Annotated in this window: 15 protein-coding genes; 11 read left to right on the top strand and 4 right to left on the bottom strand. The window is 68.1% G+C overall.

Features of this window, described 5'->3' with window-relative positions; genetic code table 11:
* Positions 1–1,287: ISL3 family transposase (locus tag KF833_16525; protein MBX3746917.1), on the bottom strand; the 1,287-nt coding region annotated here is incomplete at its 3' end.
* A gap of 265 nt (positions 1,288–1,552) precedes the next feature.
* On the opposite strand from KF833_16525, the gene KF833_16520 reads away from it, so the two are divergent.
* The 3 genes from KF833_16520 (at position 1,553) to KF833_16510 (ending at position 2,519) form a co-directional block, all read left to right on the top strand.
* On the top strand, positions 1,553–1,861 hold the full coding sequence (locus tag KF833_16520; GenBank protein MBX3746916.1) for a hypothetical protein: 309 nt from the start codon (positions 1,553–1,555) through the stop codon (positions 1,859–1,861).
* A gap of 134 nt (positions 1,862–1,995) precedes the next feature.
* Positions 1,996–2,217, top strand: a complete 222-nt coding sequence (locus tag KF833_16515; GenBank protein MBX3746915.1) for a hypothetical protein — start codon at positions 1,996–1,998, stop codon at positions 2,215–2,217.
* A complete protein-coding gene (locus tag KF833_16510) occupies positions 2,190–2,519 on the top strand; it encodes a type II toxin-antitoxin system PemK/MazF family toxin (protein ID MBX3746914.1) in 330 nt (109 codons plus the stop codon). The genes KF833_16515 and KF833_16510 overlap by 28 nt, the downstream gene beginning before the upstream one ends.
* A 375-nt stretch (positions 2,520–2,894) precedes the next feature.
* On the opposite strand, the gene KF833_16505 is transcribed toward KF833_16510, so the two are convergent.
* The gene (locus KF833_16505) at positions 2,895–4,358 is read right to left on the bottom strand and encodes a phosphatase PAP2 family protein (protein MBX3746913.1); all 1,464 of its coding nucleotides are present in this window, start codon (positions 4,356–4,358) and stop codon (positions 2,895–2,897) included.
* 265 nt (positions 4,359–4,623) lie between these two features.
* Between KF833_16505 and KF833_16500 the strand changes: the two genes are divergently transcribed.
* Positions 4,624–7,320 carry a hypothetical protein gene (locus KF833_16500; protein MBX3746912.1) on the top strand — a complete coding sequence of 899 codons (2,697 nt, stop codon included), beginning with the start codon at positions 4,624–4,626 and terminating at the stop codon, positions 7,318–7,320.
* Between the two features lie 64 nt (positions 7,321–7,384).
* Here KF833_16500 and KF833_16495 read toward each other — a convergent pair whose 3' ends face one another.
* Positions 7,385–8,488, bottom strand: a complete 1,104-nt coding sequence (locus KF833_16495; protein ID MBX3746911.1) for an aminomethyltransferase family protein — start codon at positions 8,486–8,488, stop codon at positions 7,385–7,387.
* 159 nt (positions 8,489–8,647) lie between these two features.
* On the opposite strand from KF833_16495, the gene KF833_16490 reads away from it, so the two are divergent.
* From KF833_16490 to KF833_16470, 5 genes are all read left to right on the top strand, one after another.
* Positions 8,648–10,981 carry a hypothetical protein gene (locus tag KF833_16490; GenBank protein MBX3746910.1) on the top strand — a complete coding sequence of 778 codons (2,334 nt, stop codon included), beginning with the start codon at positions 8,648–8,650 and terminating at the stop codon, positions 10,979–10,981.
* A 2-nt stretch (positions 10,982–10,983) separates the two neighbouring features.
* On the top strand, positions 10,984–11,748 hold the full coding sequence (locus tag KF833_16485; GenBank protein ID MBX3746909.1) for an SDR family oxidoreductase: 765 nt from the start codon (positions 10,984–10,986) through the stop codon (positions 11,746–11,748).
* Positions 11,745–12,056, top strand: coding sequence for a tetratricopeptide repeat protein (locus KF833_16480; GenBank protein MBX3746908.1), 312 nt, complete (start codon positions 11,745–11,747; stop codon positions 12,054–12,056). Before KF833_16485 ends, KF833_16480 begins: the two co-directional genes overlap by 4 nt.
* A 115-nt stretch (positions 12,057–12,171) precedes the next feature.
* A complete protein-coding gene (gene trpA / locus KF833_16475; protein MBX3746907.1) occupies positions 12,172–12,984 on the top strand; it encodes a tryptophan synthase subunit alpha in 813 nt (270 codons plus the stop codon).
* On the top strand, positions 12,981–13,904 hold the full coding sequence (locus KF833_16470) for a hypothetical protein (protein ID MBX3746906.1): 924 nt from the start codon (positions 12,981–12,983) through the stop codon (positions 13,902–13,904). Before trpA ends, KF833_16470 begins: the two co-directional genes overlap by 4 nt.
* A 123-nt stretch (positions 13,905–14,027) precedes the next feature.
* Here the strand turns inward: KF833_16470 and KF833_16465 are convergent, their stop codons facing one another.
* On the bottom strand, positions 14,028–15,392 hold the full coding sequence (locus KF833_16465) for a hypothetical protein (GenBank protein ID MBX3746905.1): 1,365 nt from the start codon (positions 15,390–15,392) through the stop codon (positions 14,028–14,030).
* An 86-nt stretch (positions 15,393–15,478) separates the two neighbouring features.
* On the opposite strand from KF833_16465, the gene KF833_16460 reads away from it, so the two are divergent.
* Positions 15,479–21,727, top strand: coding sequence for a lamin tail domain-containing protein (locus KF833_16460; GenBank protein ID MBX3746904.1), 6,249 nt, complete (start codon positions 15,479–15,481; stop codon positions 21,725–21,727).
* 457 nt (positions 21,728–22,184) lie between these two features.
* Positions 22,185–22,472, top strand: coding sequence for a GYD domain-containing protein (locus KF833_16455; GenBank protein MBX3746903.1), 288 nt, complete (start codon positions 22,185–22,187; stop codon positions 22,470–22,472).
* Positions 22,473–22,956 lie beyond the last annotated feature (484 nt).

Genomic DNA, 22,956 nt, shown 5'->3' with positions numbered 1-22,956 from the left:
GAAATCCCCCATCACGCTCCTCCCGCCAGGTGGCTCACTTTCGGTGAGCAGGCCCGGGTCAATTTCGGTGAGCGGCGACGCACCGAGGTGGAACATGACATCGGTCTTGAAACGTTCCTTGTTGCGGTAGCCGTATGCCTTCTTGATTAGTCCCTGGATCCGGTTGTTGAGTCCCTCCAAGGGGCCGTTGGTCAGCCGGTGCTTGAAGAAGGTCAGTATGTTTTGGAGATGCCGCTTACACATGCGAGCAACCTTCTTGACCGCTCCGAGTCGACTCCGTATCGCCCAGCCGTACCATTCGTCGAAGCGATACCGGGCCTCGCCCTCGTCGGCGCTGAGCCAGAAGCTGCGGAATACCTCCTTGATCGCCCATGCCCTGGCGGTCTGCAGACTCGTTCCCTTCACTTCCGCGAAGCGCTGCGCCCACTTCGCCGGAACGTTCTCCATCCCGTAGAGCCATAACTGGCGGGTGCCCGTCAGGCTTTGGTCGCCCTGCGCGAACAACCGTCGGTGCTCGGCCTTGCGCACCTCGTTGACGGCCTCGTTCATGTACTGCACCAGGTGGAACTGATCGTGCACGATCTTCTCCGCCGCCCCAGGCACCCACGTCAGCGTCGACCTCAGAAAGGGGTCCCACATGTCCATGGCAACGGCCTCCACGCCGGCTCGTTGCTCCTGGCTCAGTTGCTCCCAGAACGCATCGAGGCTCTCGCGGCTTCTGCCCTCCCCCACGTACTCCACCCGGGCCGACTTCCCTGCCTCCACCTCCGCGACGATGGTCATGTACTGCTGGCCAACCCCGATGCTCTTCTCGTCCACGCACAAACGCTTCATCACGCGCACTGGGCGCCGCGCCAAGCCCCGCTTCACCGCCCGTTGCTTGATCCCGTCGGCCTCGTCCCAACTGATCCGCAGAATCTCGCACGCCGCCGCCACCGAGCATTCCAGCATCACATCCACGGCCAACCGCTCGAACAGGGCGGTGAACCGGCCGTGCTTTTCGGCCCACGGCACCTTCACCATCTGGGTGCCGTGCGTCCCGCATTTCACCCTCGGCACTTCCGCCGTCAGGATCGTCCGGTACTGGCAGCTATCCAGATGTCGCCACCGCCGACGCTCCCACTCGTGCACATGCATCCGCTCCCCACACTCCGGGCAACCCCACACGCTCTCCGTACATTCAACTTCGATCTCCACCTCGCCCGCCTGCCGATTGAGCCGTACAGCCTTCACCCGCCACGGCTCGCCCAATCCCAGAATCTGTTGGTACAACTGAATGTCCTGCATCGCCGCCCATTCTGCCCACCCCCCTCTCCCAAGCCAACCGCACGACTGGGTCTCCAGGACGCGCGAGGCGGTGCTCCCCGATGGGGGTAGAGCCGCCGGGGGCCGGAGCGAAGCGAACCAACGGTCGCGGCCTCCGGCGTGCGACTGGGGCCCCATCGGGGGGCACCGCCGGCACCCTCGCCACCGGCTTCATCCTCCCGGATCAATCCAAAATCCCCCGGAAATCCCGGAAGAACCCAGGATTGCATGGGGAGAGGCCCAAGATTTGCTCGACATACTGGACGGGGTGTTGCCACTCCTTTCGCAGGCCGAAGACGGCCGAAACAGAGTGGTTCATGCGTCCTGGATTGGCTCGCCCGGCAGCGACAAGGTCTTCTTCCACAAGCCCAGAGCTACGCGCAAAACCGGCATGAAAGATGGGGGAGTTCGAAATGCGACAACCGCGGAGATTGAGAACGTAATCAAATCCATGGACTCTGCGATGAAGGCGCTTTGGGAATTTGGCTGTGCACTGGAGAAAGCCAAGGTTCCAAAGACGACGAAGATGTTTTCTTCGCATTCAGGAGGCAAATAGGCGCTGCACCGAATGGCAGCCCTGCCGCATCGCAAGGGGATTCGGAAGTCACGGAGGGGCCGCCATCGGTGAGCTGAATCGTTGGGCGATGTTGGGCGATTGCAAGCTTGGCAAGCGGCAGTTACCATCCCGTCATGATCAGAACGGTCGAGGCGGTAATCGATCCTGGCGGTGCCGTGCAAGTGCTTGAACATGTGAGGCTTGCAGGCGCGCGCAGGGCGTTGGTGACCATCCTGGATGAAGAGCCTGGCAACGTGCCAATCGAAGGATCGCTGTTGAGCGAGCCGGCGCTTGCTCGGGATTGGAGCCGACCGGAGGAGGATGCCGCATGGTCACACCTGCAAGAGGTTCAGTAGTGCTCATCCCATTTCCGTTCTCGGATCTCTCGCAATCCAAGCTGCGGCCAGCGGTTGTCCTCGCGCCCGCAGATCATGATGACTGGATTTTGTGTCAGGTCACCAGCAACCCTTACGGAGATATTCGGGCGGTAGAGATAGGCAACCACGACTTCAAGACGGGAGGTCTGCGTAGAGACAGCTTCGCTCGACCTGGGAAGCTTTTTACGGCTCACAGGAGCCTATTCCGAACAGAGCCAGGTTGCTTACACGAGGCGTCATTTGCACGAATTCGTGACGCCGTGCTCGCCATACTCAGATGAACGCCCAACCATGCGCTCATCCGAACGCCGGGAAATGACCTGATTGAGCGGACTGACCGTCATGCCCGGCGTCGGATAGCTTGTTGTTGGGCAAAATTCTTTTGTTATGAAAGCCACCATACCCCGTGGTGTGGCTGGCACTGGTGCAGCCGAGCATCCCGCAGACGCTCATCTGGGACACGGCGGCGGATGACGAGCGCTTCGCCCGGCTGGATGAGGAATTGCCCGCTCCGATGGCCTTGGTCCAGCGAAGGCCGCGGCTTGGGCCGTTGAAGCCTCAGTCCTCAGTCCTCAGTCTTCAGTCTTCAGTCTTCAGTCCTCAGTCTTCAGGCTTCAGGCTTCAGGCTTCAGGCTTCAGGTTTCAGCCTTCCCCCCTCACTCCTCCACCACCCTGTAAAACCGCGTCGCCTGACCGACCGCTCCGCTGTCCAGATGGGTCATCCCCCCTGACAGGGCGGTCGCCTCCAGAATCGTCTCCCATTCCTCCAGATCTTCGGACACCTGCAACCGGCACGGCCTTCCAATCCGCCCGTGGATCCGCAAGCGCGGGACCTCATTCTGCCATGCCTCGATCCACACTCGCGGCAACTCCGCCTCGGGCAGCAGGAAATGGGCGCTCACGTAGTCCCCGATCCGCCTCCCTCCGTCCTTGCCCCACACATTGTCGAACTGGAAATGGAATCCGCCGTAAATCCGGCTCATGCCCACCTCGTCCGCGCATTCCGCCAGACTGTGAAAGGTCCGGAATACCCCCGGCAACGTGTCCGAGGTTGCCACGAAGGTCAGCGCATCCGTCCCGTAGAAATGGGTCAGCACCCGTGCGCTCGCCCCGCTGAAGGTGCTGTGTCCGCTGGTGTACGCCGGAAACGGCGGTGACGGCAGGTACTGTTCCCACGTCGGGTCCGCCTCGGTGAGCGGGTTTCCATCCTCGTCCGCCCGGTGAATCGCCGTCACCGGCCGCCACAGATTATGGCGGAACTTCACCTCCCAGCAGAGGATCGCCGCATCCGCCTGCGCCAGGCTGAGCAGGGCGAACAACCGCGCGTTCTCCACCAGCGTGTTCCCCTGGTCCCGCGCAATCGTCGCGGCAATCAGGTGCCAGTGCCCCGGCGGCATCGAGGTGTAACTGAAATCCGACCAGAACTGGGCGACCAACCCCTGCTCCGCCGTCCGCACCGTGCTGTTCCTCGCACCGATCGCCTTCACTTCATTCAATGCCTCGGCGTACTCCACACTGTCCAGCGCCGGCGGCGGCGGCGGCATGAAGGACTCCAGCCCCGGCAGGCAGAACGGAATGACATGGCGCCAGTGCGGCGTGAGCGGCGGACGAAAAAACGGCGGCGTCCGTCGCCATTGCCCGGGCAGGTCGCTCGGAATGTAGGGCACCTCGGTCTGCGACCCGTCCGCCGCCCGCGACGTCAGCAACCACCGAGCCGCCTCCCGGCCCACGGCAATCCCGTGGGTCACCGCAGCGGTCTCCCCCGCCATCGTCCGGTGCAGCAACCACAAGTCCTCCGTCCGCGCCCTCATCGACGGATACAGCACCGAGGTGACCTCGTACGCCGCCGACGCCGCGGCCGCTTCCACCGAGGCTTCCTCCGTCACCGGCACCCGGATCCCGTACGGCTGATGCGTCCGGACAATCGACTGCACCGCGTCATGGATCGCCACGTGCAGCATCGTGAGATTCCGCGTGCTCAACGTCGGTCCGCTGTTGTCCGTGCGGATCCCGTCGATCATCAGCGCATTCCAATCCAGCAGGACATCCCCGCGTGCGGGGCCGAAGAAACAGGCGGCAAAGGCGCCGAGCAGGGCGATTCGAACGTGTCGTGGCAACATGGCGTTTTCCCTCCGCAACGGCTCACCCTGCCCAGGTCGGACCGCCGCGCCGCGAAGGACGGTTCTCTATACCCGCCCGTCCTGACCCGCCGCAAGTCTGCGGCTGGCCGCATATCCATTGACAGTCCACGGCCCCCTCGGGAGGTTTGACACCACGGCCGGCACGCTCTCGCTGTGACCTGCCTCCCCGATCGGCCAACGATCCGGCCCCCCGTGCGGAGATCGTCGGGCATGCCACTCCGGACTCCGGCTTCAGGAGGGTCCCATGAATGCCCAACCACGCTTCCCGCGGTCCCGCGAGGCGTTTCCCCTGCCTCTCTGCACATCCGTCCTCCGTCCTCTGCCTTCTGTCCTCCGCCTTCCGTCCTCCGTCCTCGGACCCGCCGGCCTCGCCCTGGCATGGCTGGCATGCACCGGCCCGGCACCCGATGCGGCGGCGTTCGCCATCCATCGCATCGAACCCACCGCCGCCGGCCCCTGGCGGGTGCTCCACGACGCCGATCCCGACGGCTATTTCATCCTCTACGCCGGTTCGTCCATCGACGCGATCTCCCAGCCACAGTCCATGGCCCTCGGCGTTCCCGGCCTGGGGTCGCTGCCCGCGGCCGAGGGGCACGTCACCCGGTTCTTTCGCGTTCGTCGGGTGCCCCTCTCCACACCCCTCGACCTCGACGACGACGGCATCGACGATGTCTTCGAACTCCGGCATCCCGCCGCCTTGAACCCACTCGATCCGTCGGATGCCCTTGAGGATTTCGACGGTGACGGCGCATCGAACCTGGCCGAGTACCGCGCCGGCACCGACCCACTGACAGGTACCGGAGGATGGACGTTCCACGTCGTGGACGACCCCCTGCCCGGCAGCACGACCCGCTTTCGCACCCTCACGGAGGCGGTGGCCCACTTGAACGCGCACCTGCCCGCAGATCGCGCCGGCCGGGTTTTGATCGAAACCACCCGTCCCCAGGAAGTCGAGGTGCTCGAACTGAACGGCGACGTCGAACTGGCAGCCGCCCCGGGCTACGAAGGTCGCATCGTCCTCCAAGGCCCGGCGTCGGCCCCCATGGTGTTGCGGTCGGGTGCCGCGCTGAACCTCGCCGGGTGGTCGATCGAAAGTCCCGCGGGCCTCCGCGTGGAATCGGCCCGGCGCCTGACCTGGACCTCCAACCGCAGCCCGGCTGCCACCTTCGTCCTGGGTCCGGGCACCGCCCATGCCACCCGGCTCGCCGGACCCCACGGCGGCGGCGCCTCCTCACTTCTTGTCGGCAAGTCCGTCTTCACCGGCCCCCTCCGCCTCACCTGGTTCGGCGGCGGTGGCGCCGCAGCCTCGTTAGGTCTCACCGAGAACACCGCGCCGGCCATCGAGGCCTCCGTCCATGGATTGTTCGGCGGCGTGGCCGAGTTCCGGGGCAACCTGACCACCGACCTCGCCCTCTCCTTCGATGCCCTCGCCGCCGCCCGCATCGTCGTGGCCAACCAGGCCAACCTCGATCGTCTCGCCTTCTCCGGCACCGCCCAGGCCAATCCCACCCTGTCCTTCTCCGGCATCTTCGCCGCCAACCTCGGCCTCGAACTGGCCGGAATCGGCTCCGTCTTCGCCAGCCTCGAAACCGTCACCTCCCAGACGGTCACCCTTGATGTCGGGGCCTCCCATGCCGAGATCGATGCCCGCGACCTCACCGCCGACCGGATCGTGCTCAACCTCGCCTCGCCAGCCGGCGTCACCCCCCGCCTGCGCCATTCCCTGCGCAACGTCACCGCCCGCGGAGGAATCCAGGTGAATGCCATCGAGGCCCGCGACGGCTCCCTCGATCTCAGTCTCGCCCTGGTCAATGCCTCCCAACTTGAACTCGCCTCCCGCGCCGCCACCCGCCTCCAACTCGACGAAGGCGTCACCCTCTCCGGACAACTCCGCGCCTCGGTGACCAGTCAGACCCTCGACCTTGAAGCCCTGGATGCCCGCGTCGAAGGCGGCCTCTCCATTCAGGCCGGCGGAATCGGCGCCGGACTCCAGGTCTTCTGGCAGGGCGGCGCCGTCCGCGGTCGCGCCGACATCGAATCGGCCATCGGCGCCACCGTCGGCGTCACCATCGACGGCACCGTCTTCGATCCCGGCGGTGCCCTGGCCATCGTCCGCGGGGACGGTGGCCCCACTCTCCAAGACGCCTTCCTCCTGCCGTCCCGCGCTTCGATCATGCCCGCACCCACCGCCTCCCCCGGAGCCGGCGCCATCCTGCTCCGCAATCTCACGTCTGCTCCCGGATCGGTCCTCGTCGCCGAAACGCACTCCGCCGTGACCCTCGAGAACTGCCAGTTCCAGGGTGCCACCCAGCTCCCGGTCGTCATCCTCGAGGAGGTCCAGGGACCGATCCGGGTCGCCGACTGCACGTTCACAGGCCAGGGACTGGCCATCTCCGATGCCGGCGCCGAGGTGACCCTCGAACGGGTTCAGATCCAGCACGCCGGTGGCGTCGCCCCAGCCGTGGGCATCAGCGGCTCATCGGCGCTCGTCGATCGCCTCGCCATCCTCGGCACTCCCCTCACCAGCCTCGCCCTCAACCTCTCCGGTTCCGCCCGAATCCATCAGTCCCAACTTGGTCCGGGCGGAATCACCGTCGGCAGCGGCACCATCGATTTCGAAGACGTCCACGCCGAGGGCTTCGCCACCCTCACCGGCGGTCGTATCATGGCCCGCAACTCCCAACTGGGCAGTGTCATCTCCCTCCTCGGCCAAGCCGTCCTCGGCTTCGATGGAGGCGCCCTCGGCGGCGTCATGATCCTCGACTTCACCGAGTCCGGCGGACTTCTCCATGACCCGGTCTCCCTCGGTGCCAACCCCGAGGAAGTCTACTCCCCGATCGACTTCGACAATGACCCCCTCCACTGCGCCGACTATCCCCCGCCCCAGACCCGACCCGATACCGGCGCCTGCGTCCGCCCGGGCGTCCCGCCCCCGCGTTGAGTCCTCCCAGCCGTCCCGCCGCTCCCGAACTCCCCCCGTCCCACCGCTCTCGGTACTACACGCCCTACGCCCACTGCACCCCCACCAGCGGCAGCGGCACAATCTCCGCCTCCACCGCCCCGTCCGGCACCCCCACCCGCAACCGCGTCCCCGGTCCGTTGCACTCCTTCCGCACGTACCCCAATCCCACCACCTCGCCCCGTTCCGGTGATTCCACCACGCTGGTCAGATATCCCACATCCTTCCCCCCATGGAACAACCGCGTCCCCCGCCCCGGCCTCTCCTCCCCCGCTCCGGTCAGCCTCAGACCCCGCAACGCCTTGGTCACCTGCCCGTAGGTCCGGATGCGCGCAATCACCTCCTGCCCGATATAACACCCCTTCGTATAGCTGATCGCCCGCTCGGTCACCCCCGCCTCCGGCGCCAGGTTCGTCTCGTCGATGTCCGCCCCGTACCGCGGAATCCCCGCCTCCACCCGCGCCACCTCGAAGGCCTCCCAACCGCACCAACCCCCTCCGATCTCCGCCAGCGCCCCGCTCAGCCGCTCCGCCACCTCGACCATCGAACCCGTCGGCACATAGAGATCGTACCCGCGCAATCCCACCCGCTCGTGCCGCGCCACATACACCTCCCCAACCCCGGCCACCTCCTGCGTCCGCACCTCGAGCGCCCCCGACGGCAACGCGGAGACCAGACCCAGCGCCTCCACCACGCGGTCAGCCCTCAATCCCTGCACACCCAGCAACCCGTAATGCGGCGCCGCATCCACCACCTGCACATCCTCCCCCACGACGAACTGCTCCAACCGCGCAGCCACCACCGGTCCCAACCCGGGCTCGACATCCAGCAGCAGCTCGTTCGGCAGGGCATACACCTGCATGTCCGCCAACACCCGCGCCTTCGGATTCACCAGCAGGGCGTGGCACCCCGACCACGTCGCCAGTTCCTTCACGTTGTTGGTGACCTGCCCGTTCAGAAACTTCTGCCGGTCCGCCCCCAACAGCACCAGCCGCCCCCGCGCCGACAGATCGATCGCCGCCGCCGCCGAACGCAGCGCCCGGTGTTCCCGCCGCCAGTCGCCGTAACTCAGCACCCCTTCACCGCCTCCGACCGCCCCGAATCGCGCCCCAAGCGCCTCGTGAAACGCATGCAATGCCATCCCTTCCATGACGCGACTCTGACACGCCGACCGGCCCGGGAAAAGGAAGCCGTTGATTCGCCCGCCCGCTCCCTTAATCTCGGCCCCGCGCCCGCCCGGCCCGCCCCCGTCCCGCACGGTACGAACCGCCAGGCATCCCGCGGATCAACCCATTGCCACTCCCTCACCATGGCCTCCAAACCTGCCATCCATCGCTGGCGCTTCGGTCGCGCCGGCGGACTCAACCAGGTCCGCTTCGAGTCCGCCGAGGACTACCGCGACCTCGCCAGCCTCGACCAGAAACTCTGGGTCGCCCTCACCTGCCCCGTCCGCGGCCTCGAGTTCGATGAGAAAACCCTCGCCCTTATCGACACCGACGGCGATGCCCGTGTCCGGGCCCCCGAAATCATCACCGCCATCCGCTGGACCGATCTGCGCCTGAAGGATCTCGGCGCCCTCAAGGATGGCCGGGCCTCCCTCCCCCTCGACCTCATCCACGACCAGACCCCCGAAGGCCAGGTCCTCCTCGCCTCCGCCCGGCGCATCCTCGAGGTCCTCGAAAAACCCGACGCCACCGAAATCGCCCTCGCCGATGTCGAGGCCATCGCCTCCCAGCTCACCCAGACCCGCTTCAACGGCGACGGCATCCTCCCCGCCGAATCCACCGACGATCCCTTCCTCCAGAAGGTCATCCAGGAGATCGCCGCCACCCAGGGCACCGAGACCGACCGCAGCGGTCACCCCGGCATCACCCAGGCCCGTCTCGACACCTTCTTCGAGCAACTCGCCGACTGCAACGCCTGGGCCGCCCGCGCCGAATCCGAAGCCGCCACCCTCCTGCCCCTCCGCGACGCCACCCCGGCCGCCGCCGCCGCCCTCGAAGCCGTCCGCACCAAGCTCGACGACTACTTCGCCCGCTGCCGCCTTGCCGCCTTCGACCCCCGCGCCCTCGCCGCCCTCAATCGCAAGGAGGAGGACTACCTCGCCATTGCCGCCCGGGATCTCTGCATCACTGCCGACGAGGTCGCCGGCTTCCCGCTCGCCCGCATCGAGGCCGGGCGCGCCCTGCCCCTCCAGGAGGGCCTCAATCCCGCCTGGTCCGGCCCCATCGCCACCTTCGTCACCGCAGTCGTCCATCCGATCCTCGGTTCCTCCACCACGTCCCTCACCGAGTCGGACTGGGCCGCCCTCAAGGCGAAGCTCGCCCCCCATCAGGCCTGGATGAACGGAAAGCCCGCCAGCCCCGTGGCCGCCCTCGACCTCGCCCGCATCCGCGAACTCCTCGCCTCCAACGCCAGGGCCGACATCGCCCAGCTCATCGCCGAGGACCGGTCCCTCGAAGCCGACTACAACGCCATCGCCGACGTCGAGAAGCTCATCCGCTACTTCCGCGACCTCCACCGGCTCCTCAACAATTTCGTCAGCTTCACCGATTTCTACGATCGCGACCAACTCGCCACCTTCCAGGCGGGCACCCTCCTCCTCGACGCCCGCGCCTGCGACCTCTGCGTCCGTGTCGATGACCCCGGCAAACACGCCGCCCTCGCCGGCATGGCCAAGACCTACCTGGCCTACTGCGATTGCACCCGCGCCTCGGGCGAAAAAATGACCATCGCCGCCGCCTTCACCAACGGCGACAGCGACAACCTCATGGTCGGTCGCAACGGCCTCTTCTACGACCGCAAGGGCCGCGACTGGGACGCCACCATCACCAAGGTCGTCGAGAATCCCATCAGCATCCGCCAGGCGTTCTGGGCCCCTTACAAGAAGCTGGTCCGGATGGTCGAGGAACAGGTCGCCAAACGCGCCGCCGAAGCCGAATCCGCATCGGAAAAACACCTCGCCTCCGCCGCCGATACCGCGGCCAATATCGACAAGACCAAACCCGCCCCGGGCAGGAAGATCGATGTCGGCACCGTCGCCGCCCTCGGCGTTGCCTTCGGCGCCATCGGCACCCTCCTTGCCACCATCGCCGGGCATCTCTTCGGACTGGTCCTCCTCCCGTTCTGGCAGATCGTCCTCGCCTTCATCGCCATCCTTTTCATCGTGTCCGGCCCGTCGATGCTGATCGCCTGGCTCAAGCTCCGGCAACGCAACCTCGGCCCCATCCTCGACGCCAGCGGTTGGGCCGTGAACGGACGCGTCAAAGTCCCCGTCTCGCTCGGCCGCTCCCTCACCACCATCGCCAAGCTCCCCCCGGGTTCCGTCCCCGCCGTCAGCGAGAAATTCGCCGAACCCCCCGTCTTCTGGCCCAAACTCGTCGCCTTCGGCGTTGCCCTCGGCTTCTTCTACAGCCTCTTCAACCATTACGGCCTCATCCATAAGTGGAGCGAGGGCCGGTTCGGCATCGATCGCGACCTGAACCCGCCCCCGCCTTCCATCCTCGACAAGCTCGAGGAGGCGATCACCAGCGTCACCGCCCCCGAAACCAACGCCCCCGTCGAATCCGCCGAGGCCCCGGCCGACCCGCCGGCACCCGCTCCCGAATCCACACCCGAACCCGAACCCGCTCCGGCCCCGTGACGATGCCCAGCGATACCCCCGCCCCTCCTTCATCCCCCCCGGCGCCCCCCCGCACCGCCGTCGTCACCGGCGCCGGTTCCGGCGTCGGCCGTGCCGTGGCCCTCGCCCTCGCCCGCGATGGCTGGCGCGTTGCCCTCGTCGGGCGCCGCCAGTCCGCCCTGGACGAGACGGCTGCCCTCGGACTGGCCGAGGACCCTCCGTTCCTGGTTCTCCCCTGCGACATCGCCGAGGCCACCGCCGTCAATGCCATGGCCGGGGAAGTCCTCGCCGCCTTCGAATCCGTCGAGGTGCTGGTCAATGCCGCCGGCACCAACACCCCCCGGCGCAGCCTCGAAGTCCTCTCCCCCGAGGAGTACCTCCGCCTCCTGGCCACCAACCTCCACGGCGCCTACTGGTGTACCCGGGCGTTCCTCCCCTCGATGCGCGCCCGCCGGTCCGGCACCATCGTCAATGTCGTCTCCGACGCCGCCCGCCAGGCCAGCCCCAAGGCCGGCCCCGCCTACTCGGCCTCCAAGGCCGGTCTCCTCGGCCTGACCCAGGCCATCAATGCCGAGGAACGTCACCGCGGCATCCGTGCCTGTGCCCTCCTCCCCGGCGACATCGATACCCCCCTCCTCGACCATCGCCCCAACCCGCCCTCCGCCGAGGCACGCCAGTTCATGCTCCAACCCGAGGACGTCGCCGATTGCGCCCTCCTCGCCATCCATCTCCCTCCCCGCGCCGTCGTCGAGGAAATCCTCGTGCGCCCCGCCGGTCCCCCCTCATGAACGATCCCATCGCCCGCTGGGAAGGCCTCCTCGCCGCCCAACCCGCCAACGACCTCGCCCGCTTCAGCCTGGCCAAGGCCCTCTTCGATGCCGGACGCCACGCGGAGGCCCTCCGCCACCTCAACACCGCCCTCGAACACAAACCCGACTGGATGGTCGTCCAGATCCTCGTCGGCCGTTGTCACCTCGCCCTCGACCAGCCCGCCGAGGCCCGTGCCGCCTTCGAACGCGCCCGCCAGCTCGCCATCGATCAGGATCACCAGGGACCCCGCGCGGAAATGGAACAGCTCCTCGCCGAACTCGCCTGAACCGGACCCCTCCCCCCATGAACCGCCTCCACTCCTCCCGGAGCGCGAGCCGCCGCGAGACCGCCCGGCTTCGTGCCCGCCATTCCTCTTCGCTCCGCCTTCGCACTCCCAACCCGTGAACCGCATCGTCTCCCGCTTCCACCAGCTCCGCGACGCCCGCCAGAAGGGTTTCATCGCCTATCTCGGCGCCGGGGATCCCCACCTCGAAGCCACCCGCCAGCTCGCGCTCGCCTTCGATCAGGCCGGCGTCGATGTCCTCGAACTCGGCGTCCCCTTCAGCGATCCCCTCGCCGACGGCCTCGTCAACCAGCTCGCCGCCCAGCGCGGCCTCGCCAGTGGCACCACCCCCCCGCGCCTCCTCGCCACCGTCGCCGACATCCGCCGCGAATCCCAAATCCCCATCGTCCTCTACGTCTATTACAACCTCCTCCACCGCGTCGGCCTCGACCGCTTCATCGCCGATTGCGCCCGGGCCGGCGTGGACGGCCTCCTCGTCCTCGACCTTCCTCCGGAGGAGGCCGACACCTACGAGGAACGCATGCGTGATGCCGGCCTCTGCGCCATCTGGCTCCTCGCCCCGACCACCCCCGAGGAACGCATCCGCCGTATCGTCGCCCGCGGGTCCGGATTCCTCTACTACGTCTCCCGCGAAGGCGTCACCGGCATGCAGGAGCGCATCGCCGATTCCATCCCCGCCCGCGTCGCCGCCATCCGCCGGCACACCAGCCTCCCCGTCGCCATCGGCTTCGGCGTCTCCAATCCCGATCAGGCCCGCGCCGTCGCCGCCCATGGCGACGCCGTCGTCGTCGGCAGCGCCATCGTCCATCGCGTCGCCCAGCTCGGCGACTCCCCCCAGCTCGTCCCCGAGGTGGCCGCCTTCGTCCGCCAGCTCGTCGAAGCCGTCCGACCCGATCCCCATCTCCCATGAAACCCCGGCCCCGCCTCGTTCATGCCCCCGCCCTTGCCCCCGCCCTTGCCTGCGCCCTCGCCTGCGCCGTGCTGATGCCGCCCGGTGCCCGGGCCGCCGACACGCTCCTCCCCCTCGTCCTCGACCCCGCCGCCTCGTCGCTCACCACCACCCTCTGCATCCAGGACCAGTGCTCCTCGGATACCCATCCCCTCGATGGACACCTGGTGCTGACGCTGCCGTGCGACGACGCCGACTCCCGCGCCGGCCTCCGGGATGTCCGCTTCGCCGCCACCGCCCGCCATCAGGTCACCCTCGACTTCGGCTTCGGCGGCAGAATCGGTGCCCAGGTCGAAAACCTGGTCATCCGCCACGCCGGCGCGTCCGTCGCCACCCCCTTCGAACCCTGGACCAACAGTGTGATCGTCTTCCCCATGGTCCCCACGCTCCTGGCCGGACACGTCCAGTACCAGGCCACCGGACTCGCCTGCGTCGTGGTCCAACTCGCCGAACTCCCGTGCGAAGACGCCATCGACCTGGGCACGCGCTCGACCAACACCATCTCCCGCCTCGAAACCCGGCTCACCCTGGACGGCGACCGCGCCACCCTCACTGGCGGTTTCCGGTTCGAGGAGTTCATCCAGCCCGACGAACCGAGCCTCGGCCGCATCGAAGGCACCGTCACCTTCACCGCGCACGGCGACCTCCGTCCCCACCTCACCCTCGAAGCCGCCAACGGAACCCGGCTCCTTCGCTGGTGCCGTCGCTTCGACCAATTCACGCCCCAACAAACCACGGCCCTCGATGCCCCCTGGCAACCCGCCGACGGCACCCCGGACGACACCGAAGACGAACGAACCCTCCGCCTCCCCATCTCCGACACCGCCCCCACCGCCTTCTACCGCCTCATCCGCTCCACCCCCCCCGCCTCCGCCCCCTGAAACGACACCTCCCCACCGCACCTTCAAACCTGAAGCCTGAAGCCTGAAACCTGAAGTCGTTCAGCTTTCAGGTTTCAGGCTTCAGGTTTCAGGCTTCAGGTTTCAGGCTTCAGCCTTCAGGCTTCAGCCGTCAGGTTTCACCTCCCCCCCCCCCCCCGGCACCGCCCGCCACGCCCGCACCGCCGCCCCACCCTCCGTCTCCCACATCCGCACCCACCCCCCCTGGCTCCCCGTCGCCAGCCGCCCCTCCCCAAGCCCCGGCGCCAGCGCCAGCGCCGTCAATCGTTCCCCACCCTCCCCAAACTCCCGTACCGGCTCCAGCGTCTCCCATCGATGCTCCCGCACCCGCCCGTCGCTCCACGCGCTCCACAAACGCTCCCCCTCGGAACGTAACCGGACCGCCTGCCCGGCGACCCCCGGAGATCCCTTCGCACCGCCCCCCGTCGCCGCCTCCCAAGTCCGGATCCGCCCATCCCGACCCGCGCTCGCCACGCGCTCCCCGTCCGCCCCGAAGACCACCGCCGTCACCGCGGCGCCGTGCCCTCGAAACACTCCAAACCACTCCCCGCTGCGCGCCCCGAACACCCGCGCCGTCCCGTCCCGGCCCGCCGACACCAACCGTTCCCCATCCGGACTGAACGCGAGGTCCAGCACCCAGTCGGAGTGCCCCGCCAGCGTCGCCACCCGTTCGCCCGTCGCCGTGTCCCAGACCCCGATGTCGCGGGCCGTCCCACCCGCCGCCACCAGATCCCCCGCCGGACTGATCGCCAGCGCCAGGTACCAGTCCGAGGCCCGCGCCAGCACGCGCGGTGACCCGTCGCCGTCCAGTTCCAACCAGCCCGCCGCCCCGCTTCGCCCCGGCTCCCCACCGGCAAAGTACAGGCGCCGCCCGTCCGGATGCAGGGCCAGTGCCTGAACCCGCTCAGGCAACCCCGCCAGCCGCCGCACCAACCCGCCCCCGCCGTCCCGCACCAGCACTTCCCGCAACCCACCCATGGCCCAACGATCCTCCCCCAACCCCACCAGCGCCGCGACCGGCATCGGATAAGCGTACTCGGCCGGCGGCGGTTCAACGCCCGAAGCCTCCACCCAATCGACCAGCGGCACACTTTCATCGCCTTCGAACCGCGCCCCGCCCGCAATCCACCTGCGAAACCGCTCGATCACGTCCGCCCCCAGCGCCTCCCCTCCCTGCGGCATCCGTTCCTCCGGATCGTCCGCCGTCAGCAGTCGCATCAGCAGGCTCCCCTCCGCATCGCCCGCCACGACCGCCGCCTCCCCGCTCACCCCCGCACGCCGCAGCGCCGACACCGTGTCCACCCGGTATCGACCCCGCTGCCGTTCGGGCCCATGACACGACAGGCATTGCTCGACCAGCACAGGCGCAATCTCGCGACGGAAGTCGGGTACCTCCCCCGCCCACACCGCCGCCCCGAAAACTGCGCCCGCCAGCAACGCCCGAATGGCACCCCTCGCACCGGGAATCATCGCGGCACTCTCCGATCCCCGTCCGATTCCATCAACAATGGGTTTACGGTCGCCGGCTCGTGGGCTTCATTCAACCCCATCACCGCATGCCCCCTGCCACGATCGCCTCCCCCCCGTCCTGCCATCCTCCCTGCGGATCCCCCGTTCGCCGCCTCCCGATCCTCGGCCTGGCCGCCCTCTGCCTCACCGCCTTCGCAGCCCCCGCCCAAATCCTCATCCCCACCGAGGCCCCCTGGACCTACCGCAAGGGCACCCTCGACCCGTCCGTCCCCCCCGAGGCCTGGCGGCACACGGACTTCCATGACAGCGACTGGACCGCCGGACGCGCTCCGTTCTACTACGACACCGCCAATGTCTACTCCGGCCGGACCCTCCTGGCCGACATGCGCAACAACTACACCACCCTCTTCCTCCGCCGCACCTTCGTCATCGAAGACCTCGATTCCCTCGCCACCCTTGACCTCCGCCACCTCTGCGACGATGGCTTCGTCCTCTGGATCAACGGGACCCTCGTCCATCGCTACAACCATGCCGGCGACAACTTCGGCCGTACCGCCACCGCCACCGCCGCCGTGCCCGAACCCATCGACTGGCTCGGCACCACCCTGACCTCCCCTCACGCCTACCTCGTCCAGGGAACCAACCAGGCCGCAGTCCTCGCCCTCAATACCTCCCGCACCAGCTCCGATTTCATCTTCGACCTGGAATTGATCGCCCGCCCTCGCGACACCTCACCCCCCACCCTCGCCGCCATCGATCCCGCCCCCGGCGAAGTCGAGGACCTGACCACCGTCACGGTGACGTTCTCCGAACCCGTCCGCGGCCTCGCCTTCTCCGACCTCCTCCTCAACCAGCGGCCCGCCCTCGGAGTCCAGGGTTCCGGCACCACCTACCGCTTCACCGTCGAACCCCCGCCGCTCGGCCCGGTCGCCGTCTCCTGGGATCCCGGCGCCGGGATCACCGATTTCGCCGATCCCCCGAACCCCTTCGACACCACCGCCCCCGCCGCCACCTGGTCCTATCTCCACATCGACCGCACCCCGCCCGCCCTCCGGCAAATCCTCCCCCCGCCCGGTCATACCGTCCGGCAACTCTCCCGCATCGAGGTGCTCTTCAGTGAACCCGTGGACGGAGTCCGGGCTTCCGATCTCCTCGTGGACGACCAGCCCGCCGCCGAGGTCGCCGGCTCCGAGGCCGGGCCCTACCTCTTCACCTTCCCGCCCCGTCCGGCCGGACCCGTCGCCCTGCGCTGGGCCGGAAACCACGCCATCGTCGATCGCGCTCCCACACCCAATCCCTTCTCCGGCGACCCCTGGTCCTATCTCGTCGATCCGGACCTCGTTTCCCACGCCGTCCGCATCTCCGAGTTCCTCGCCGACGCCTCCAACGATGCCGGCCTGCGCGACGAGGACGGCCACACCCCGGACTGGATCGAAATCGAGAATCGCGGCGATACCCCGGTCAATCTCCTGGGCTGGTCGCTCACCGATGACCCTGCCCTCCCCGGCCAGTGGGTCTTTCCCGACACCCCCCTCGCGCCCGGTGCCTTCCTGGTCGTCTTCGCCTCGGGCAAGGACCGCCGTTCCGGCGCCCCAGAACGCCCCCTCCACACCAATTTCCGGCTCGGCCTCGATGGCGAATACCTCGCCCTCTTCAATGCCGAATCCCCCCGCGTCGCCGTCTCCGAATTCGCACCCGCCTACCCGCCCCAGCGCCTCGACCACTCCTACGGTTACGACCCCGACGACCACCTCCGCCACTTCGCCCAACCCACCCCGGGCTCGCCCAACCCGCCCAGCACCCTCGCCGGAATCGTCCCCCCCGTGGAGGTCAACGTTTCCCGCGGTCTCTTCGAACATCCCTTCGAACTCCACCTCTCCTCACCCCTCGACGGCGTCACCATTCGCTACACCACCGACGGCACCCCGCCCACCGCGGCCGCCGGTCGCCTCTACCGCGACCCGCTCACGATCTCCACGACCACCGTCCTCCGCGCCACCGCCTTCCTCGAAGGCCACCTCCCTTCCGCCCCGATCACCCATACCTACCTCTTCCTCTCCCAGGTCGTCCTCCAACCGCCCGACCCGCCCGGCTATCCAGCCACCTGGATCGACACCCAGGGACGCGCCTGGACGGCCGACTACGAAATGGACCCCGAGATCACCCAGTCCCCCGCCTATCGCGACCGCATGATCGATTCACTCCGCTCCCTCCCGGTCCTCTCCCTCGTCGCCCGGCCCGCCGACCTCTTCGACAACGCCACCGGGATCTATCCCAAATCCCAGGCCCGCGGCCCCTCCTGGGAACGCGCCGCCTCCGCCGAGTTCCTCGATCCCGACACCGGCGCCTCGCACCAGATCGACTGCGGCGTCCAGATGCAGGGCAACTCCGTCCGCGACCCCGTCAAGACCGCCAAGCACGCCTTCCGCCTCGTCTTCAAACGCGACTACGGCCCGCCCAAGCTCGAACATCGCGTCTTCCCCGACGCCCCCCTCGCCGAGTTCAACACCCTCACCCTCCGCGCCGACTTCAATAATTCGTGGATGCACTGGGACGGCGCCCAGCGCCTCCGCGGCCAGCGCGTCCGGGACGCCTGGATCAAGGACTCCCAGCGCGCCATGGGCGGCTTCGCCTCCCATAACCGCTTCGTCCACCTCTACCTCAACGGCCTCTATTGGGGCATCTACGATCCCACCGAACGCCCCGATGCCGCGTACGCCGAATCCTACTTCGGGGGCACCCGCGAAGACTACGATGTGGTCAATGAAGGTCAGCGCGTGGACGGAACCATGGTCGCCTACAATGCCATGCGCGCCCTCTCCGACCTCGCCTCCGACACCCAGTACCAGCGCATGAAGGAATACCTCGATGTCCCCGCCTACATCGATTACGTCCTCCTCCACTTCTACGTCGGCCACCAGGACTGGTTCACCGACAAGAACTGGTACGCCATCCGCCGGCGCGCCCCCGGCGAAGGGTTCCGCTTCTGGAGCTGGGATGGCGAACTGATCCTCAATTCCCCCACCCAGAACATCGTCACCCGCACCGACCAGGCGTCCGGACTCCACGCCAAAATGCTGGCCAACCCCCAGTACCGCCTCGACTTCGCCGACCGCGCTCACCGCCACCTCTTCCACGACGGCGCCCTCACCCCCGACGCCGTCGCCGACCGCTACCGCCGCCGCATCGACCAGGTCGAACGCGCCATGGTCGCCGAATCCGCCCGCTGGGGCGATTACCGTCGCGATGTCCATTCCTACTCCAGCGGCCCCTACCTCCTCTACACCGTCGACGAACACTTCGCCCAGGAACGCGACCGCCTCTTCCGTGATTACTTCCCCCATCGCACCGGCACCGTCCTCAACCAACTCCGTGCCGCCGGCCTCTACCCCGCCGTCGCCGCTCCCACCCTCGCCCCACGCAGCGGACGCATCCCCTCCGGAACCGCCCTCTCCATGACCGCCCCGTCGGGCACGCTGTACTACACCCTCGACGGCTCCGATCCGCGCCTCGCCCCTTCCGGCGCCATGGCCCCCGCCGCCGTCCCCTACACCGCTCCCATCCCCCTGACCCGCTCGACCCTCGTCAAGGCCCGCGCCCGCCTCGGCGACACCTGGAGCGCCCTGGCCGAGGCGACCCTCGAACTCGACAGCCCGGTATCCCCCCTCGCAATCACCGAGATCCATTACCAACCCCTCGAAGGCGATCCCTACGAGTTCCTCGAACTCCAGAACCGTGGCGTCATCCCCATCGACGTCACCGGGTTCTCCTTCGAAGGAATCCGCTTCATCTTCCCCCCCAACTCCATCCTCCAGCCCGCCCAGGTCGTGGTGCTCGCCTCCACTCTCAGCCCCGACGCCTTCGCCCAGCGGTACCCCGCCGTCGCCGTCTTCGGACACTTCTCCGGCTCCCTCGCCAATGCCGGCGAACGCATCGCCCTCCTCGATCGCCAACGCCGCGCCGTGACCGCCGTGACCTACGCCTCCTCTGGCGGCTGGCCCCGATCCCCCGCCGGTTCCGGTCCCTCCCTCGAACGAATCGACTTCAACGCCCATCCCCAATCCCCCGCCGCCTGGCGCTCCAGCGTCGTCCCCCACGGCACCCCGGGCGTCGTCCCCCATGCCCCCACCCCCACCCCGCCCCCCGTCCGCCTCAACGAACTCATGGCCGTCAACACCGGCTCCGTCCTGAATGGCCCCCATGCCCCCGACTGGATCGAACTCCACAACGCCGGCCCCGCCCCCGCCAACCTCTCCGGCTGGAGCCTCTCGGACTCCAGCGAACCCAGGAAGTTCGTCTTCCCCACCGGCACTTCGATCCCACCCGGCGGCTATCTCGTCGTCTGGTGCGACGACCGCCGCGACACCCCCGGACTTCACACGGGTTTCGCCCTAAACCGCGCCGGCGAAACGCTCACGCTCTTCAATTCCGAGTCCCAGCGAGTGGACGCCGTCTCGTTCGGCAGCCAGTTGCCCGACCTCACCCTCGGCCGCACCGGCCCCGACGCCACCTGGACCCTCTGCCAGCCCACCCCCGGCCAGCCCAATGCCCCCCAACCCCTCGCCAACCCCGGCCAGCTCGCCCTCAACGAATGGCTCGCCCGGCCCGCTCCCGGCCATGACCCCTGGATCGAACTCTACAACCGTCACGATTCCCTCCCGGCCTCCCTCCACGGACTCTTCCTCGCCACCGATACCGCCGTCGCGCACCTCCCTGCCCACACCTTCCTCGCCCCCAGCCAGCACCTCCTCCTCCACCCCGACACCCGATCCGGTCCGGACCGCGTCGCCCTGGAACTCCGCCCCGACACCGTCGAACTCGCCCTGCTCGACGCCTCGGGCCAGTCCCTCGATCGCATCGCCCTCACGCCTTTCGCCCACCTCGATCCCGGCGCCTCCGCCGGTCGCCTCCCCGACGGTGCCCCGTCCCTGACCGCCTTCCCCCACACCGCCAGCCCCGGACTGCCCAACGCCCTCCCCGATCCCGCCGCCCCGCGCTTCCACGAAATCGCCGCCGCCTTCGAACCCGGCTGGATCGAACTGCATCACCCGGGCGATTCCCCCTTCGATTTGTCCGGCTTCCGCCTCGCCACGTCCCGAACCGGAGACCCCTCCTGGACCTTTCCGCCCGGCACCACCCTCCAACCCGGCGCCTTCCTCCTCGTCCATGGCGACCCCGCCCAACCCGCCACCACCTCATCCGCTTCCCCGCTCAACAGCCGTCTCCAGCTCCCCCGTCGCGGCGGTTCCCTCTTCCTCCTCGCCCCCGACGGGCGCCTCTCCGACACCCTCGCCTTCGGATTCCAGGTGCCCGACCGGACCCTCGGCCACACCCCCGACGGCTGGACCCTGCTCGCCACCCCCACTCCCGGCGCCCCCAACGCCGAACCCGCCCCCACCGCCTCCCCCGGTCACCTCCGCATCAACGAATGGCTCGCCCAGTCCGACCACGACAACGACTGGATCGAACTCTTCAACCGCTCCGACCTCCCCGTCGCCCTCCACGGCCTGCACCTCTCCGATCACCCCGGCCTCGCCCGCCAGGACCGGTATGCCTTCGCCCCCCTCAGCTTCATCGCCGGACGCGGCTTCGTCCGAATCGACGCCGACAATCGTCCCCAGGACGGCCCACAGCATGCCCGCTTCGCCCTCGCCGCCGCCGGCGAAGCCATCGTCCTCACCGCCTCCAACGGCCAACCCATCGACGCCGTGTACTTCGGACGCCAGACCCGCGGCGTCTCCATGGGCCGCATGCCCGACGGCGCCGACGGCCCGTTCGTCTCCTTTGCCGAACCGTCCCCGGAAACCTCCAACGCCCCCCACTACGTCAACCGCCCCCCGGAACTCCACCCCATCCCCGACCAATCCATCGTCGCCGGAGCCATGCTGGTCCTCCCATTCCCGGCCACCGATCCCGACCAACCCCACCAACGGCTGACATTCCAGCTCGACCCCCTTCCCCCGGGCGCCGAATTCGATCCCCACACCGGCACCCTCACCTGGCGCCCCACCCTCCAGCAGGCCGGAACCACCTTCGACCTCCGCATCACCGTCACCGACGACGGCCACCCGCCCCTGGCCGCAGTACAGACCTTTGCCCTCTCCATCACCGCGCCCTCCCCTCCGTTTCTCGATCTTCCCCGCGTCGTCGGGAGCCTCCTCTACTTCCGCAACCGCGGCGACTTCGGCCCCGAATACCATCTCCAGACCTCCACCGACCTCCTCACCTGGCAGACCCTCACCATCACCCGCCCCCAGGAAGTCCCCTTCGACTGGATCGTTCCCCTCGACCCCACCGCCCCCCCCCGCTTCTACCGGGTCCTGATGACCCCTTGACCCCCTGACCCCGAATCCCCATGCCCTCCTCCAACGCTCCCCTGCGCCGCCCCTCCCCCGACCCTCCCCGCCCGCCTTCCGCCCTACCTCACCGCCCAAAACTTCGTACACATGCACGCAAAATCCGCAAAATCCGCGAAGCGTCGCCTCGGAGGGCCGAGTTCCACGAGGCCGCAACGGTGTGGAGCGTTGGGTCGAGGACTCGCAGATCTCGTCGTGTCCTTCGTGCCTTCGTGGTGAATCCGCCATTTCTCGGACGGGCCCGCCCGAACCTTGACCCGCATCAATTCCAGGAACCCTGCCCCGGTGCCATAACCTCCACGCATGCCCTGTCCTTATCGCCTTCTTCCTCCCTTGGGCATTGGGCTGGGGTTCCTGGCCATCGCCCTCTCCGCCAGACCCGCCGCGGCCCCATCCAACTCCCGAAAACACAAAAACCAACCAACCCTACTCATTCATGATCCGTTACGTCACCCTCCTCCGTTTCACCGACCAGGGAACCCGAGCCCTCCAGCAATCCCCGCAACGCGCCAACGCCTTCCGCGAAGCCGCCCAGCGCGAAGGCGTCCAGGTCGAATCCCAGCTCTGGACCAGCGGCGCCTTCGACGGCCTCCTCATCCTGACCGCCAACGACGAGCAGTCCATCCTCCGTGCCCTCGCCCTGCTCGCCGCCCAGGGCAACGTCCGCACCGAATCGGCACGGGCCTTCGACGCCGCCGAGTTCGACAAGATCGTCCACCGCTGAGTTCTGGCCCCCCGGAATTCGGCGCCTCCCCCAGTCGCGGGTGAGGAGGCAACGAATCGGAGGGACGAACTCCGCGAGTCCACAAACCCAACGCCTCACGCCATTGCGGCCTCGTGGAACTCGGCCCTCCGATTTCAACCCCATTGCTTCACTCCGGAGGGACGAGCTCCGCCAGTCCACAAACCAACGCTTCACGCCATTGCGGCCTCGTGGAACTCGGCCCTCCGATTTCACCCCCATTGCTTCACTCCGGAGGGACGAACTCCGCCAGTCCACAAACCCAAGCACCACCCCGTTGCGGCCTCGTGGAACTCGGCCCTCCGATTTCACCCCGTTGCTTCACTCCGGAGGAACGAGCTCCGCGAGTCCACAAACCCAAACCACCACCCCGTTCCCCATGCGCACCCTCTACGACGATGACCTGGTCGAAACAGCCCTCCGCGTCGCCCCGTCCGCTTCCGCCAACTCCCCTCCCGCACTGCAA

The sequence above is a fragment of the Verrucomicrobiia bacterium genome, assembly GCA_019634625.1.
Classification (GTDB): Bacteria; Verrucomicrobiota; Verrucomicrobiia; order Limisphaerales; family CAIMTB01; genus CAIMTB01.
This window is presented reverse-complemented; position numbering and strand designations above follow the sequence as displayed.

Coding starts and splice junctions, on each gene's coding strand:
- KF833_16515 (MBX3746915.1), top strand. CDS start 1,996: ATGATCAGAACGGTCGAGGCGGTAATCGATCCTGGCGGTGCCGTGCAA.
- KF833_16510 (MBX3746914.1), top strand. CDS start 2,190: ATGGTCACACCTGCAAGAGGTTCAGTAGTGCTCATCCCATTTCCGTTC.
- KF833_16505 (MBX3746913.1), bottom strand. CDS start 4,358: ATGTTGCCACGACACGTTCGAATCGCCCTGCTCGGCGCCTTTGCCGCC.
- KF833_16500 (MBX3746912.1), top strand. CDS start 4,624: ATGAATGCCCAACCACGCTTCCCGCGGTCCCGCGAGGCGTTTCCCCTG.
- KF833_16495 (MBX3746911.1), bottom strand. CDS start 8,488: ATGGAAGGGATGGCATTGCATGCGTTTCACGAGGCGCTTGGGGCGCGA.
- KF833_16490 (MBX3746910.1), top strand. CDS start 8,648: ATGGCCTCCAAACCTGCCATCCATCGCTGGCGCTTCGGTCGCGCCGGC.
- KF833_16485 (MBX3746909.1), top strand. CDS start 10,984: ATGCCCAGCGATACCCCCGCCCCTCCTTCATCCCCCCCGGCGCCCCCC.
- KF833_16480 (MBX3746908.1), top strand. CDS start 11,745: ATGAACGATCCCATCGCCCGCTGGGAAGGCCTCCTCGCCGCCCAACCC.
- KF833_16470 (MBX3746906.1), top strand. CDS start 12,981: ATGAAACCCCGGCCCCGCCTCGTTCATGCCCCCGCCCTTGCCCCCGCC.
- KF833_16465 (MBX3746905.1), bottom strand. CDS start 15,392: ATGATTCCCGGTGCGAGGGGTGCCATTCGGGCGTTGCTGGCGGGCGCA.
- KF833_16460 (MBX3746904.1), top strand. CDS start 15,479: ATGCCCCCTGCCACGATCGCCTCCCCCCCGTCCTGCCATCCTCCCTGC.
- KF833_16455 (MBX3746903.1), top strand. CDS start 22,185: ATGATCCGTTACGTCACCCTCCTCCGTTTCACCGACCAGGGAACCCGA.